Source organism: Bradyrhizobium sp. (assembly GCF_035652035.1).
Classification (GTDB): Bacteria; Pseudomonadota; Alphaproteobacteria; order Rhizobiales; family Xanthobacteraceae; genus Bradyrhizobium.
Map to the genome: position 1 here is coordinate 18,876 of NZ_DASREO010000002.1, position 15,055 is coordinate 33,930.

Genomic DNA, 15,055 nt, shown 5'->3' on the forward strand with positions numbered 1-15,055 from the left:
ATTGATCCTAAAACTAATTGAGCCAAAGCCGCGGCAACGCTGAACCGCTGACACAACCCAGCACCGCCATCATATCGGCGCGCAACTGGCCCGCATCTTGGGCACAGAAGCGGGCCATTGCAAACCCATTCCACGCGGAGACGCCGACCTCGCCACTGAACGTCTGTGAAATTTCACGAATACGCTCGACCAGAGCCTCATCGCCGGGCACGATCAGCGCGGTACCGATCGCGACGCCGCCCTTGGCGACCGCGGGCCTGCCGAGCTTTTCGCCGATATCGCCGTCGAGGTGGATGTTCTCGGCAAAAACCAGCCGGCCGCCACGAGAGAGCCGCCAGCGGTCGGCAAATTTGCCGGCCCGAATTCGCTCGCCCATGGCGGCGCGGCCAAACACCACGATTTCGCAGAGCAGAAGCGAGGCCTGCTCCGACAAATCGATCTCGAAGCGCCGGCGGATTCGCGCGCGATCGAACAGGATCGTCTCCTGCGGTAGCCATGACAAATGCGAGCGGCCTTCGGCTGCGAGCTTGACATTCAATTCAGCCGCAGCGCCCTCGGCGCGATAGATCTTCTCCGCCGCCGCCGTCGTAACGGTCAGCCTTGCATCGCTCCTGCAGGCGATATCGACGTCGAAGCGATCGCCGCCGGCGATGCCCCCCGCGGTATTGACCAGCACCGCCGAAAGCCCCTGATCTTCCGGCGAGGGAAAACGCACCCGCAACGATCCCGCCTCGAACTGATCGCGACGGCGCGTTACGCCTTCGTTGGCGGCCACATCAAATCGCACGATGCCGCTGGCCCGGTTGGCCGCGAAAATCGCCAGCCTCTCGCCTGTCGTATCGGTCTTCATCCGCCCAACCTAACCCAACGGCGGCGCCTTGTTACAATGCCATCTGACGGCTGATTTCGCCCGGGTCGAGGTGAGTTCGATCGCAGGCATATTTCACGGCGCCACGGTCCATCACCGCGAAATTGTCGCCGAGCTCGCAGGCAAAGTCGAGGTACTGCTCGACCAGCACGATCGCGATGTTGCCGAGGCTGCGCAGATAGGTGATCGCGCGGCCGATATCCTTGATGATCGATGGTTGAATACCTTCGGTCGGCTCGTCGAGCAGCAAGAGTTTCGGCCGCATTACCAGTGCGCGCCCGATCGCCAGCTGCTGCTGCTGGCCGCCCGAGAGGTCGCCGCCGCGGCGTCCCAACATCGATTGCAGTACCGGAAACAGCGAGAACACGTCATCGGGGATGTTGCGGTCCTCGCGCTTCAACGGACCGAAACCGGTCCTCAAATTTTCCTCCACCGTCAGCAGCGGAAAAATCTCTCTGCCCTGCGGCACGAAGCCGATGCCCTTGCGCGCACGCTCGTACGGCCTGAGGGCGGTGATGTCGGCGCCGTCGAAGGTGATCGATCCGGAGGAAATCGGATATTGCCCGACCATCGCGCGGAGCAGCGAGGTCTTGCCGACGCCGTTGCGCCCGAGCACGCAGGTCACCTTGCCGGGCTCAGCCGAGATCGAGACGCCGCGCAGCGCCTGCGCCGCGCCGTAATAGAGGTTGATGTTGTCGACCTTCAGCATGAACGCGAGCTCCATTTCCCGTGTCCCGCGCGCGGTGCAATACGGAGTAGTGCACCGCAGATGCGGGACCCACCATTGGTCCCGGTTCTACGGCGCACCATTTCGCTGCGCTCGTGCTGCGCCGTGCCCGGGACACGAAACTGAAATTGCGCTTCCATCCCTATCGTCCCAGATAAACTTCAACCACGCGCTCATTCGCCGAGACCTGATCGATGGTGCCTTCGGCCAGCACCGTGCCTTCGTGCAGGCAGGTCACCTTGACGCCGAGCTCGCGCACAAACGTCATGTCATGCTCGACGACCATCACGGTCTTGTGCTTGTTGATTTCCTTCAAAAGCTCGGCTGTCTGATGCGTTTCGACATCGGTCATGCCGGCGACCGGCTCGTCGACCAAGAGCAGCTTCGGATCCTGCGCCAGCAGCATGCCGATCTCGAGCCATTGCTTCTGGCCATGCGACAAGCTTCCCGCCAGCCGCCCCCGTGCGTCCTTCAAGCGGATGGTCTCCAGCACACGGTCGATCCGTTCGGCTTCGGCCCTGCTGCCGCGCCAGAACAGCGTGCCCTTGACGCTGTGATCGACATTGAGTGCAAGCAGCAGGTTGTCCTCGACAGATTGGCTTTCGAACACCGTCGGCTTCTGGAATTTGCGGCCGATCCCGAGTTCGGCAATTCGCGTCTCGTCGAGCCGCGTCAAGTCCGTGACGCCGTCGAACAGGACAACGCCTTCATCCGGCTTGGTCTTGCCGGTGATGATATCCATCATGGTCGTCTTGCCGGCGCCGTTCGGCCCAATCACGGCGCGCATTTCGCCGGGCTCGAGCGTCAGCGACAGGTTGTTGATGGCGTGAAAGCCGTCGAACGAGACGTGCACGCCGTCGAGATAAAGCAATGCCGAAGTGGCCCTGACATCCATCGCTCTCACTCCGCCATATGGGGTTCGCTGACACCGTCCTCGGCCGCCGCGCTCCCGGCGTTGTCAGTCATACGGTCGGCCTTCCGCGGCCCCCACCACGAATTGAAGGTGCCGACGATGCCCTTGGGCAATAGCAGCGTCACCAGGATGAAAAGCGCGCCGAGCATGAATAGCCAATAGGGCGCGAGCGGCCCCGAGGTGAAGTAGGTCTTGGCGTAATTGACCACGACCGCGCCAAGTGCAGCGCCGATCAGCGTGCCGCGGCCGCCGACGGCGACCCAGATCACGGCCTCGATCGAATTTCCGGGTGCAAATTCGGACGGATTGATGATGCCCACCTGCGGCACATAGAGCGCGCCAGCGACGCCGGCCATGCAGGCCGACAGCGTGAACACGAACAGCTTGTAGGACTCGACGCGGTAGCCGAGAAAGCGCGTGCGGGACTCGGCATCGCGCACCGCGATCAGCACCTTGCCGAGCTTGGAGGTGACGACCGCGCGGCAGATCAGGAACGCGACGATGATGGCGAGGCAACTCAGCGCGAAAAGTGCGGCGCGGGTGCCCTCGGCCTGCACGTTGAAGCCGAGAATGTCCTTGAAGTCGGTCAGGCCGTTATTGCCGCCGAACCCGAAATCGTTGCGGAAGAAGGCGAGCAGCAGGGCGTATGTCATCGCCTGCGTGATGATCGAGAGATAGACGCCGGTCACGCGGGAGCGGAATGCCAGCCATCCGAAACAAAAGGCGAGCAGGCCCGGCACCAGGACGACCATCAGCGCCGCGAACCAAAACATGTCGAAGCCGTGCCAGTACCACGGCAGCTTCGGGTAGTTCAGGAACACCATGAAGTCGGGCAGGATCGGGTTGCCGTAGACGCCGCGGCTGCCGATCTGGCGCATCAGATACATGCCCATGGCGTAGCCGCCGAGCGCGAAGAAGGCGCCATGGCCGAGCGAGAGAATGCCGCAATAGCCCCAGATCAGATCGATCGAGAGTGCGAGCACCGCGTAGCAGGCGTACTTGCCAAACAGCGCCACCAGATAGGTAGGCACCTGAAACACCGAGCCCGGTGGCAACAACAGGTTCGACAGCGGAATCAGAATGCCGCAGCCGGCAACCACCAGCACGAAAAGCGTCGCGCCGCGATCAAGCGAGCGCGTGAGGACGTGAGGCATCATGCTTCCACCGCCCGCCCCTTGAGCGCGAACAGGCCGCGCGGCCGCTTCTGGATGAACAGGATGATCAGGACCAGAATGGCGATCTTGCCGAGCACGGCGCCTGCGACCGGTTCGAGGAACTTGTTGGCGATGCCGAGCGTGAAGGCGCCGACCAGCGTGCCCCACAAATTGCCGACACCGCCGAACACCACGACCATGAAGGAATCGATGATGTAGCTCTGGCCGAGATTGGGACTGACATTGTCGATCTGCGACAGCGCGACGCCAGCAATCCCCGCAATGCCCGAGCCGAGCCCGAAGGTCAGCGCATCGACCCGCGAGGTCGCGATCCCCATGGAGGCCGCCATGCGCCGGTTTTGCGTCACCGCCCGCATCTCAAGCCCGAGCGCGGTATAGCGCAGCATCGCCAGCAGGATCGCGAACACCGCGAGCGTGAAGCAAAGGATCCACAGGCGATTATAGGTGATGGTGATCTGGCCGAGTTCGAAGGCGCCGCTCATCCAGGAGGGATTGCCGACTTCGCGGTTGGTGGGTCCGAACGCGGTGCGCACCGCCTGTTGCAGCACCAGCGAAATTCCCCATGTCGCGAGCAAGGTTTCCAGCGGGCGGCCGTAGAGGAAACGAATGATGGCGCGCTCGATCAGCACACCGATCGCGCCCGCGACAATGAAGGCGAGCGGAACGGCGATGAACAGCGAATAGTCGAACAGGCCGGGATAGCTGGTGCGAATGATCTCCTGCACGACGAAGGTGGTGTAGGCCCCGAGCATCACCATCTCGCCATGGGCCATGTTGATGACCCCCATGACCCCGAAAGTGATGGCGAGCCCGATCGCGGCCAGCAGCAGAACCGAACCGAGTGAAAGGCCATACCAGGCGTTCTGCACCGCCGACCAGACGGCGAGCCTGCTTTGGATCGAGGCGATCGCGCTCGCGATCGCGGTTGCCACCAAAGGCGGCTGGTCGCCGAGACCGGTCAGGAGCGCGAGCGCTTCCTGGTCGCCCCTCGCCTTGATCGTGGCGACGGCTTCCAGCCTGTCAGTATCGCTGGTGTCGGATTTATTGAGCAGGATCGCCGCGCGCGCCTCGGCGAACGCAGCCCTCACCGATTTGTTGGTCTCCTTCGCGAGCGCGCCTTCGATAACCGGCAGCGCGCTTTCCTCATGCGACTTGAAAACCGATTGCGCCGCCGCAATGCGCTTCGCCGGGTCCGGCGACAAAAGGGTCAGGCCGCCAAGCGCCGCCTCGACGCTGCGGCGCAAGCGGTTGTTCAATCGAACCTCGGCGGCGTTGTCCGGCAGCTTCTCGACTGCGGCCCCTGTCGCCGCATCGATGACCTTGCCGTCATCCTGGGTGATGTAGACCTTCTTGGTGTCGGGATCGGCTGACAAGCGGCCAGTCTGAAGCGCGCTGATGATGGGGAAGGCGAGCGGATTGCCCGACGTCGCAATCTCGCCGATCGCCTCGTCGGTATCGGAGAAGTCATCGTTGGCGAATTTGGCGACCGCATCCTCGAACGCGGCGGCAAACGCCGGCACGGCCATAACGACGATCAAGAGAACGGCAAGAGCGACCGAACGAAGACGGTCAAAGGCGTCAGCGACCACTGGAGCTCCGATTCCGAAGTTCGCAAGCTTTCGCGGCGCCTCTGATGCGAACTTCGGAATCAAGGGAGCTCCAGCAACTTATCGATTCAGTGCGGCTTTGAATTTGAAGTTCCTATGACGAACTTGCCGCGACATCGATAGGAACTTCAAATTCGCCGCACTGGATAACCCCAGCAGAGATAAATGGAAAGGCGGCGACTTGGCCGCCTTCCCGTCTTGCAGGCAGGTTCTAGCATGACCCGCCGGACAAACCGCGCCTTCTTGGAAAGGGCCGTTTGCCCGGGTCAGGTCGACCCTCGGAGATCAGGAGGACGAACCGAGGCACTTGTTGGTCTTGACGTTGAAGTTGCCGCACTTCTTGCCAACCCAGTCGCCGATCAGGTCCTTGGAGCCCTCGAGCTCCTTCGACCAGGCATCGCCGGGCACCAGGTCCTTGGTCTTGTACACGACGTTGAACTGACCATCGGCCTTGATCTCGCCGATAAACACCGGCTTGGTGATGTGGTGGTTGGGCAGCATCTTGGAGACGCCGCCGGTCAAGTTCGGCGCCTCGATGCCGGGAAGCGCGTCGATCACCTTGTCGGCGTCGGTCGATTTCACCTTCTCGACCGCCTTCACCCACATGTTGAAACCGATCACGTGAGCTTCCATCGGGTCGTTGGTCGTGCGCTTCGGGTTCTTGGTGTAGGCCTGCCATTCCTTGATGAACTTCTCGTTCGCCGGCGTCTTGATCGACTCGAAATAATTCCAGGCGGCGAGGTGACCGACCAGCGGCTTGGTGTCGAGGCCGGCGAGTTCTTCTTCACCGACCGAGAACGCGACAACCGGAATATCGGTCGCCTTGATGCCCTGGTTGCCGAGCTCCTTGTAGAAGGGAACGTTGGCGTCGCCGTTGATGGTGGAGACCACGGCGGTCTTCTTGCCGGCCGAGCCGAATTTCTTGATGTCGGCCACGATCGTCTGCCAGTCCGAGTGACCGAACGGCGTGTAGTTGATCATGATGTCTTCCTGGGCGACGCCCTTCGACTTCAGGTAGGCCTCAAGGATCTTGTTGGTGGTGCGCGGATAGACGTAGTCGGTGCCGGCCAGCACCCAGCGTTTCACCTTTTCTTCCTTCATCAGGTAGTCGACGGCAGGGATCGCCTGCTGGTTCGGCGCGGCACCCGTATAGAACACGTTGCGCTCGCTCTCCTCGCCCTCATACTGCACCGGATAGAACAGGATGCTGTTCAGCTCCTTGAACACCGGGAGCACGGACTTGCGCGACACCGAAGTCCAGCAGCCGAATACGACCGCGACCTTGTCCTTGGTGATCAGCTCGCGGGCCTTTTCGGCAAACAGCGGCCAGTTGGAAGCGGGATCGACGACCACGGCCTCAAGCTTCTTGCCGAGCACGCCGCCCTTCTTGTTCTGCTCGTCGATCAAGAACAGCACGGTGTCCTTCAGCGTGGTTTCGCTGATGGCCATGGTGCCGGAGAGCGAATGGAGAATGCCGACCTTGATTGTGTCGTCGGCGGCCTTCGCGTTCGAGAAGCCGGCGAGGCCAAAAACCAGTCCCGCAGCGGCCGCGAGCCACTGGCGACGGCTCAGTGCCGCGATGTTGTGCGTAATTTGTGTAGGCATGAAATGTCATCTCCCTGACGCAGGCGTTGACGCTTGCGAAACGGCCCCACGGCCGCCTCCGTTAACGGAATCGCAAGAACCATGCCACGCCCTTTCCTCGCAGTAAGCCAATGGCTTCATTAGAGAATTTGACCTTGCGGCTTGCGGAAGATGCACCGCCGACTATTTTTTATGCAGAAAAAATGTATGCGGTTTCTACAAACTGACCATTTTGTAGTCATTTTTGACGGCAACTGCGATTCTCGGCACAAAATTTTGGCAGCCGACGGGTTTTGTAGACCGGCCGGCAGCAAGTTCCTTGAGAGTTTTTCTTGCAGCGCCGAAGAAGATGCGCCGGCCGACCTTGAAAGTGCCGCCTTCCTGTTCCATATGCTTGTGGGAGACCCCGAATCATCGGGTCCGCGCGAGCTGCGTGTTCTTGGCCCTTGCGATACTGCAACGGCTTTTGGCTTGCCCCTTCAGCTAACAAGCACCGATGCCCCTATACACGCGGGTGTCTTTTGACCTCGCGCGCCGCCGGCCTCGACAGGCCGGGCGGCTGACGCCTTACAATGGAAAGTACCTATTTTGACCTCCTTTCAGGATTTCGGCCTTGCCGATCCCATTTCGCGTGCGCTTCGTGAAGAAAACTATCTGACGCCCACGCCCATCCAGGCCCAAACCATTCCCCTCGCACTCTCCGGCCGTGACGTGGTCGGCATCGCCCAGACCGGCACCGGCAAGACGGCAGCCTTCGCGCTGCCGATCCTCCACCGCATCCTGGCGAGCCGGACCCGCCCGCAGCCGAAGAGCTGCCGCGTGCTGGTGCTGAGTCCCACGCGAGAGTTGTCCGGACAGATCCTCGACAGCTTCAATGCTTACGGCCGGCACATGCGCCTGACCTCGGCGCTCGCCATCGGCGGCGTTCCGATGGGACGCCAGGTCCGCAGCCTGATGCAGGGCGTCGAGATCCTGGTGGCAACGCCAGGCCGCCTGCTCGATCTCGTGCAAAGCAACGGGCTGAAGCTTAACCAGGTCGAGTTCCTCGTGCTCGACGAGGCCGACCGCATGCTCGACATGGGCTTCATCAACGACATCCGGAAGATCGTCGCCAAGCTGCCGATGAAGCGGCAAACCTTGTTCTTCTCGGCGACGATGCCCAAGGACATTGCCGAACTCGCCGACGCGATGCTGCGGGACCCCGCGCGTGTCGCGGTGACTCCGGTCGCCTCGACGGCCGAACGCATCACCCAGCGGGTGATCCAGGTCGACCATTCGGCCAAGAGCGCGTTTCTCGCCGAGCTCCTGAAGCAGGAAGCGGTCGAGCGTGCGCTGGTCTTCACCCGCACCAAACACGGCGCTGACAAGGTGGTGAAGGGCCTCGCGCGAGCCGGCATTACCGCGGACGCCATCCACGGCAACAAGTCGCAAAATCACCGCGAAAGGGTTTTGGCGGCGTTCCGCACCGGCGCCATCCGCACGCTGGTCGCGACCGATATCGCGGCCCGCGGCATCGACGTCGACGGCGTCAGCCATGTGGTGAATTTCGACCTTCCCAATGTGCCCGAGACCTATGTCCATCGCATCGGCCGCACCGCGCGCGCGGGCGCCGAAGGCATCGCCATCTCGCTGGTCGCAGGCGGTGAGGAACTCGCGTATTTGCGCGACATCGAGAAGCTGATCCGCATGGCCTTGCCGAAAGAGGACCGCCGCACGCCCGGCCAGCGCGATGCGGCGCCGGCCCAGGCACACCATCGCGGCGGACGGCCTGCGCCCCGCGCGCATGCTACTCGCGCAAATGATGCGGGAGGAGGATCGAAAGGCCCTCGCCGACACCACCGCGGCGGTGATAATAATGGCGCTTCAAAAACCAACCGGAACGAGGTCAATCGGCAACAGCCGAACCGCCCCGCACATAGCGGGGGCAAGGCCGAAGGATTGCAGGGGGTCGCCTTCCTCTACCGCGAAAGCCGCCCGAAGAGCCAACCCAACCGCAACCAACGGTCGCGCTAATCGCCGATCGACCTGGAGAATACGATGGCTAAAGAAGAGCTGATCCAGTTCGAAGGACTGGTCACCGAAATCCTTCCCGATGCCCGCTACCGAGTTCAGCTCGACGCGGGACATGAGATCGTCGCCTATACCGCCGGCAAGATGAAGAAAAACCGGATCAAGACCCTGGCGGGCGACCGGGTGACGATCGAAATGTCGCCCTACGACCTCGAAAAGGGCCGGCTGATCTTCCGCCACAAGGACGAGCGTCCGGGCGGCGCAGGCGGCCCGCCCGGCGCCCAACGCGGCGCACCGCAGCGTGGCCAGTTCCGACGTCGATAAATATTGCCGCAATTTTGACGCATGAGAGGATGGTGTCGGCGCGCGCCACGCGTGGCACGCGCCCCTTCGGCACGACCAAAAATCGCGTGCGTTGAGGATTGTTTGAGGCGCTACTTTGGAATAATATGAGCTTATCGATTTTCGGCCGGACGACATTAGCTATCCACCGGTACAGCCGGTTTAGACGCTGACGACCCTTCCAAAAATTCGATCTCACCAGCCCGCGTTAGTGGGCTTCGTTATGTCTATCTTGAGAAGGGACTATCCCGTGAGCATGGGAACAGTGAAGTGGTTTAACGCAACCAAGGGCTACGGCTTTATCCAACCGGACGACGGCGGCAACGACGTGTTCGTGCACATCAGCGCTGTTGAACGCGCCGGCCTTGGAACACTGCGTGAAGGCCAGAAGATCAGCTACGAAATCGTCGCCGATCGCCGTTCCGGCAAGTCTTCCGCCGACAACCTGCGCGCAGCCGGTTAAATCCGCCGGCTCGCACCGAAGATCGCGCCGGCCGCGCCGCCAGCGCGATTTCGATTTGTGTGTAGGCAGATCTTGTACAAACAAGAAAGGCCGCGCTTGATGCGCGGCCTTTTTGTTTTGGAGAATGCTGAAGGGGCGGCGCCTGGACGCGCGCCAGCCTCATTCACCTATTTGTTGGTTCCGGCGCTGCTTGCGGCCTGGCTGCTCAAGCTTCCGGCCTGATCCATCGCGCCCTTGAAGTAGCTGTCGCCGTCGCCGAGCGTGACGCGGCGCTGACAGATCGGCATGCAGCTGTAGGATTCGCGATCGACCCCGCGATAGACAGTGATGAGTTGATCGGTCGGACCCTCGACCTGGATCTGGCGGTCGACGAGCACCTCGCCGGCGCGATCCATCGCAATGAAATTGGTGGCGCCGTAACCCTTGCCGGTCACGACCAGCACGCCGCCGGCTTGCAGCGCGACGTCCGCAATCAGCGGATTGCCGACGACGATAGTGGCGACACGGGCCGGCAGCTTCACGAGCCGGGCCTGATCGACATTCACCGAAATGGTATTGACTGAGGGTTCCGCCATGACCGCGAGCGGCCACATCAGCATTCCCGCCACAAGGGCGCGGAATGCGGAACGAACGGAAAAACGCAAGGACTGAGACGACATACGATACCCCGGGACGTGAACAAGCCGGCTTAAGCGATACGCAGCGGAACCGGCGCCCGACGGGGCAAATCTGACCTTAATTAGTGAATGAACTGCAAATGGAGGCAGGATTCGGACGGCCCCGCACGCCTACTGGCGAAAAGGGTAAGCGAGTTGCCCAACAATTTCGTTAGGAATGCGCGGATCGTCCGCACCGTAGTCCTGCGGCAGCCGACCTTCCGGCATCCGGAACGTGCCAAACATAATATCCCAGATCGGGAAGGTGCCGGCGAAGTTGGTATCGCCGCCTTCTTCCAGCGACGTGTGATGCCAGCGATGAAACACCGGCGTCGCCAGCACATATTTGAACGGCCCGAGCGTCCAGTTCAGGTTGGCGTGGACGAAGGCGGAATGGAAGGTGGTGAACGGGCCGACCCACAGCATGATATTCGGCGAGATGCCGGCCATCAGCAGGATGACATCCACCGCAATCGTTCCCAGGAACAGATTGACCGGATGGAAGCGTGCCGCCGAAATCCAGTCCAGTTCTTCCGACGAATGATGGATCGCGTGATACTTCCAGAACGCGCCGCCATGAAACAGCCGGTGCAGCCAGTAAAGCATGAAGTCCGATGCCGCGAGAAACAGCAGACCCTGGATCCAGAGCGGCAGATGCGACAGCGGACCATGCCCGTTGTCGTAGAACGCGATCAGATCGTCGGCGTCGTGGATGTTGAAGACGAAGCCCGCCCCGACCACCAGCAGGCCGATCCGCAACACCCGGGCAAACATCGGCACGAAGAACCAGTAGCAAACGTCGGTGACAATCTCCCGCTTGCGCCACCACGGCGTTCCGGGATTGCAGGCCCAGAAATGCGTCAGCACCGAAAACACGAGAGCCAGAACGATGGTGATCGGCACGACCTTGGCAATCGTGTCGCCAAGCATTTTGACCACTTCCATCGTTGGATTGAACATGACGGCCTCATTTCATCGATGGACCAAGGCGTACGCCTCGCCGCTTAAAGAGCCGTAAAATAAAGCGTCTCGCGCGCTCAACTCTCTCTAATGCGACGCGGCGGTGCACGCCGAATTGTTCGAAACCTCCGAGATCGGTTAATGCCAAATTTACTGTGCTCAAGAACAGCGCCGTTTGCAGCTTTTTGCGTACGCGAATTAACCGTGCCGAAATCGGTTCCCCCGTAGCGTGCGCCATGGTCACGGTGCTGAGAACGCCGGCGAGACCACAGTTAGTTCGACCAGCCACGTGTCACATGGAGTTACCTATGAAGAATCTGATTGCGCGTTTTGTGAAGGACCAGTCCGGCGCGACTGCCATTGAATATGGCCTGATCGCCGCTGGCATTTCGCTTGCCATTATCGCCGTCGTTAACGGCCTCGGCAGCAACCTGAACACCAAGTTCAGCACGATCAACTCCTCGCTGAAGTAAGCGTCGGTTGACTTTGGAAATTCAGGCCCCGGTTGATCCGGGGCCTTTTTTTCATCCATTCGCGAGTTGCGTAACATCATGCGTATCGTTCCGGCCGCGCCGGCTCCGGCAAGGCCGCCGTCAGTTCCGCCCGCTCGCGATCACGCCTCGTCGGCGACGATCGTCTGTGCCGCGCTGATGCTGGCGCTTGCCTTTCTCGCCTTCCGGATCGCCGGCCACTTCGGCCCGAAACCGTTTCCCGATTGTTCATTTATCGGCGATAGCGTCGAGGCCAGCTGTCCGACCCCATAAATCCGCGCGGGCTTACTCCTCCATGATCCTCGATCTCGCTCGCCTGATGTTCTTCCCGGCCCTGATGGCGTTCGCAGCCGCGAGCGACCTCTTCACGATGACGATCTCAAATCGAGTATCGCTGGCGCTGGCGGCGGGATTTTTCGTGCTGGCCTTCGCGAGCGGCATGGCTCCCTCGGTCATTCTGATGCACGTCGCGGCGGGCAGCATCGTGCTGGTGGCGGCTTTTGCCTGTTTTGCTTTCGGATGGGTCGGCGGCGGCGATGCCAAGGTGGCAGCCAGCGCCGCGCTCTGGTTCGGCTTTGCCCATCTCTTGAACTACCTGGTCTATGCCTCACTGTTCGGCGGGGCGTTGACGCTGCTATTGCTCCAGTTCCGGCAGTGGCCGCTTCCTTACGCTCTCGCAGGTCAAGCCTGGCTGCTCAAGCTGCACGCCAAGGAAAGCGGAATCCCCTACGGCATCGCACTCGCTGTCGGTGCCCTCGTGGTCTATCCGGAAACGGAGTGGATCAAGGCCGTCGACCTGACGCACCTCATGATCGGCTGATCGACCTGGTGCCCACCAGGCGGCGCTGGAGAGGTAAACTCTCATTAACGCGATTTAGATACGCCTCATTAACCATGCTTTGACGAATAACTGGTCAACTCCCGTTACGGCGGCGGAAGCGCCGCGGCGTAATTGTGGAAAGTGAAGCGTATGAATAGGGCACGCATTATTGTCCTGACCATCGCAATTGGCGCTGGCGGTGTCGCGGCCTATCTCGCAAGCGGATCGGATAGCAAACCGCCGCCTCAAGAGCCTGTCGCGCAGTTGCCGACCGTCGATGTTCTCGTGGCCAAAGCCGATATCAACCTCGGCCAGACAGTCACGCCCAACGAGATGCAGTGGCAGACTTGGCCGGCAGCCACGGCCAGCAGTGCCTTCATCCGCCAAAAGGACCGCCCCGACGCGATGAAGGAGATCACCGGCTCGATCGCGCGCTCGCCCTTTATCGCAGGCGAACCGATCCGCGAGCCGAAGCTGATCAAGGCCGAAGGGTCGGGCTTCATGGCCGCGATCCTGCCGCAGGGAATGCGGGCGATCTCGACGGAAATTTCCGCCGAAACCGGCGCCGGCGGCTTCATCCTGCCGAATGACCGCGTCGACGTGATCCTGACCCGGCGCGAGAAGAATCCGGACCCGAAAGCCTCCGGCGATCTCGTCGTTCCCGAGGTTATTTTTACCAATATCCGCGTGCTGGCGATCGACCAGGCGCCGAAGGAAAAGGACGGCCAGAACTCCGTCCTCGGCAAGACCGCTACGCTCGAGCTGAAGCCTGAACAGGTGCCGCTGCTGGCGGCCGCGCGCCAGGCCGGCGTGTTGTCGCTGGCCCTGCGCAGCATCGCCGACGTCAACCAGGTGGAAGTTGCGGTCGACGACCGTTCCCGCCAGCGCAGCAACATCAATGTGGTTCGCTACGGCGTCACCAGCTCTACGCAGGTTCAAAAGTGACCAAGGGACCAGACCTTATGAAGTGCGGGGAAAAGCAGCTTCCGATGCGAGCCCTTTGGGTCCGCGCCCTGTCGTGTTCCGCCGCGGCCGCGATGGTGCTCAATCCCGCTCTGATGCCGGCGATCGCTGCCGACTACCGCCCGGCTCCGCAGGTTGCTGCCGACGGCCAGATGAACGCACATTTCCTCTCGCTCGGCATCGGCAAGTCGATCGTGATCGACCTGCCGCGCGACATCAAGGACGTGCTCGTCGCCGATCCGAAGATCGCCAACGCGGTCGTGCGTTCGGCGCAGCGCGCCTACATCATTGGCGCGACCGTCGGCCAGACCAACATCGTGTTTTTCGATTCGGCGGGCCAGCAGATCGCGGCCTATGACATCGCCGTCAAACGCGATCTCAACGGCGCCCGCGCCGCGCTCAAGCAGATCATGCCGAATTCCGACATCCAGATCGACGGCCTCGGCGACAGCGTGGTCCTGACCGGGTCGGTGGCGACCTCGATCGAGGCACAGCAGGCGGGCGATCTCGCCGCGCGGCTGGCGGGCGGCACCGACAAGGTCGTCAACTCGATCGTCGTTCGCGGCCGCGATCAGGTGATGCTGAAGGTCACGGTTGCCGAAGTCGCGCGCTCGGTCATCAAGCAGCTCGGCATCGACCTCTCCGGCCAGTTCAACTACGGCACCGCCGTCGTGAACTTCAACAACGCGAATCCGTTCACGGCGAACGGCCAGCCGATCACCAGCAACTCGATCGTGTCCCAGTTCGGCAGCACCCCGTCGGTCAAAGCGACCTTGCGCGCGATGGAGAGCGCCGGCGTGACCCGAACGCTGGCCGAGCCGAATTTGACGGCGATCTCCGGTGAATCCGCAACCTTCATCGCCGGCGGCGAATTCCCGATTCCGACCGGCGTGACCTGTCAAACGACGGCCGCTGGCTCAGTCGGACAATGCGCGCCGTCGATCGCTTACAAGAAATTCGGCATCTCGCTCAACTTCACGCCGGTGGTGCTGACCGAAGGCCGCATCAGCCTGCACGTCATGACGGAAGTGTCGGAAGTCTCCCTTGACAACTCCATCAACATCACCGGGATCAACGTTCCTTCGATCAAGACCCGCCGTGCAGAGACGTCCCTCGAAATTCCGTCCGGAGGCTCGATGGCCATGGCCGGCCTGATCCAGGATCAGACCAAGCAGGCGATCAACGGTCTTCCCGGGCTTTCGCAGTTGCCGGTGCTCGGCACCCTGTTTCGCAGCCGCGACTTCCTGGACAGCAAGACCGAGCTGATGGTGATCGTGACGCCCTATGTCGTGCGCGCGGTCGCGCAAAAGGATCTGTCGCGTCCGGATGACGGCTTCGTCTCGGCATCCGATCCGCAGGCCGACCTGCTCGGCAACATCAATCGCATCTACGGCGTTCCCGGCCGCAACGAACCGGGCCAGAGCTATCGCGGCACCTACGGCTTTATCACGGACTAAGGCGGGACGAGGACGAGAG

17 protein-coding genes are annotated in these 15,055 nt (G+C 61.7%); 9 read left to right on the plus strand and 8 right to left on the minus strand.

Translation table 11 applies throughout. The annotated features are described in order from the left end of the window. Positions 1-13: 13 nt before the first annotated feature. The 6 genes from VFB05_RS00330 to urtA form a co-directional block, all read right to left on the minus strand. The gene (locus tag VFB05_RS00330) at positions 14-850 is read right to left on the minus strand and encodes an urease accessory protein UreD (RefSeq protein WP_325007508.1); all 837 of its coding nucleotides are present in this window, start codon (positions 848-850) and stop codon (positions 14-16) included. 31 nt (positions 851-881) lie between these two features. Further along, entirely contained in the window at positions 882-1,577 is a 696-nt protein-coding gene (gene urtE / locus VFB05_RS00335) for an urea ABC transporter ATP-binding subunit UrtE (RefSeq protein WP_325007737.1), read from the minus strand. Between the two features lie 160 nt (positions 1,578-1,737). Continuing rightward, positions 1,738-2,499 carry an urea ABC transporter ATP-binding protein UrtD gene (gene urtD, locus VFB05_RS00340; RefSeq protein ID WP_325007510.1) on the minus strand — a complete coding sequence of 254 codons (762 nt, stop codon included), beginning with the start codon at positions 2,497-2,499 and terminating at the stop codon, positions 1,738-1,740. Further along, positions 2,496-3,665, minus strand: a complete 1,170-nt coding sequence (urtC, locus tag VFB05_RS00345) for an urea ABC transporter permease subunit UrtC (RefSeq protein ID WP_325007513.1) — start codon at positions 3,663-3,665, stop codon at positions 2,496-2,498. Before urtC ends, urtD begins: the two co-directional genes overlap by 4 nt. Then, entirely contained in the window at positions 3,662-5,209 is a 1,548-nt protein-coding gene (urtB, locus tag VFB05_RS00350) for an urea ABC transporter permease subunit UrtB (protein WP_325007739.1), read from the minus strand. Before urtB ends, urtC begins: the two co-directional genes overlap by 4 nt. A 366-nt stretch (positions 5,210-5,575) precedes the next feature. Then, positions 5,576-6,895, minus strand: a complete 1,320-nt coding sequence (gene urtA / locus VFB05_RS00355; protein WP_325007515.1) for an urea ABC transporter substrate-binding protein — start codon at positions 6,893-6,895, stop codon at positions 5,576-5,578. 186 nt (positions 6,896-7,081) lie between these two features. Between urtA and VFB05_RS00360 the strand changes: the two genes are divergently transcribed. The 4 genes from VFB05_RS00360 (at position 7,082) to VFB05_RS00375 (ending at position 9,689) form a co-directional block, all read left to right on the plus strand. Beyond that, on the plus strand, positions 7,082-7,399 hold the full coding sequence (locus VFB05_RS00360; protein ID WP_325007517.1) for a hypothetical protein: 318 nt from the start codon (positions 7,082-7,084) through the stop codon (positions 7,397-7,399). Positions 7,400-7,462: 63 nt separating this feature from the next. Next, entirely contained in the window at positions 7,463-8,887 is a 1,425-nt protein-coding gene (locus VFB05_RS00365) for a DEAD/DEAH box helicase (RefSeq protein ID WP_325007520.1), read from the plus strand. Between the two features lie 24 nt (positions 8,888-8,911). After that, the gene (infA, locus tag VFB05_RS00370; RefSeq protein WP_325007522.1) at positions 8,912-9,208 is read left to right on the plus strand and encodes a translation initiation factor IF-1; all 297 of its coding nucleotides are present in this window, start codon (positions 8,912-8,914) and stop codon (positions 9,206-9,208) included. A gap of 268 nt (positions 9,209-9,476) precedes the next feature. Next, entirely contained in the window at positions 9,477-9,689 is a 213-nt protein-coding gene (locus VFB05_RS00375; RefSeq protein WP_002714433.1) for a cold-shock protein, read from the plus strand. Between the two features lie 167 nt (positions 9,690-9,856). Here VFB05_RS00375 and VFB05_RS00380 read toward each other — a convergent pair whose 3' ends face one another. Both VFB05_RS00380 and VFB05_RS00385 read right to left on the minus strand, forming a co-directional pair. Further along, the gene (locus VFB05_RS00380) at positions 9,857-10,348 is read right to left on the minus strand and encodes a pilus assembly protein N-terminal domain-containing protein (RefSeq protein ID WP_414643121.1); all 492 of its coding nucleotides are present in this window, start codon (positions 10,346-10,348) and stop codon (positions 9,857-9,859) included. A gap of 129 nt (positions 10,349-10,477) precedes the next feature. After that, the gene (locus VFB05_RS00385) at positions 10,478-11,305 is read right to left on the minus strand and encodes a sterol desaturase family protein (protein WP_325007540.1); all 828 of its coding nucleotides are present in this window, start codon (positions 11,303-11,305) and stop codon (positions 10,478-10,480) included. 308 nt (positions 11,306-11,613) lie between these two features. Here VFB05_RS00385 and VFB05_RS00390 point away from each other — a divergent pair, with 308 nt between their 5' ends. From VFB05_RS00390 to VFB05_RS00410, 5 genes are all read left to right on the plus strand, one after another. Beyond that, on the plus strand, positions 11,614-11,778 hold the full coding sequence (locus VFB05_RS00390) for a Flp family type IVb pilin (protein WP_325007542.1): 165 nt from the start codon (positions 11,614-11,616) through the stop codon (positions 11,776-11,778). Between the two features lie 78 nt (positions 11,779-11,856). Further along, positions 11,857-12,069: a hypothetical protein gene (locus tag VFB05_RS00395; RefSeq protein WP_325007544.1), complete on the plus strand. Its 213-nt coding sequence runs from the start codon at positions 11,857-11,859 to the stop codon at positions 12,067-12,069. Positions 12,070-12,091: 22 nt separating this feature from the next. Then, positions 12,092-12,616, plus strand: coding sequence for an A24 family peptidase (locus tag VFB05_RS00400; RefSeq protein ID WP_325007546.1), 525 nt, complete (start codon positions 12,092-12,094; stop codon positions 12,614-12,616). A 150-nt stretch (positions 12,617-12,766) separates the two neighbouring features. Then, complete coding sequence (gene cpaB / locus VFB05_RS00405; protein WP_325007548.1) at positions 12,767-13,561, plus strand: Flp pilus assembly protein CpaB; 795 nt, start codon at positions 12,767-12,769, stop codon at positions 13,559-13,561. Between the two features lie 17 nt (positions 13,562-13,578). Then, complete coding sequence (locus tag VFB05_RS00410; RefSeq protein ID WP_414643123.1) at positions 13,579-15,036, plus strand: type II and III secretion system protein family protein; 1,458 nt, start codon at positions 13,579-13,581, stop codon at positions 15,034-15,036. Positions 15,037-15,055 lie beyond the last annotated feature (19 nt).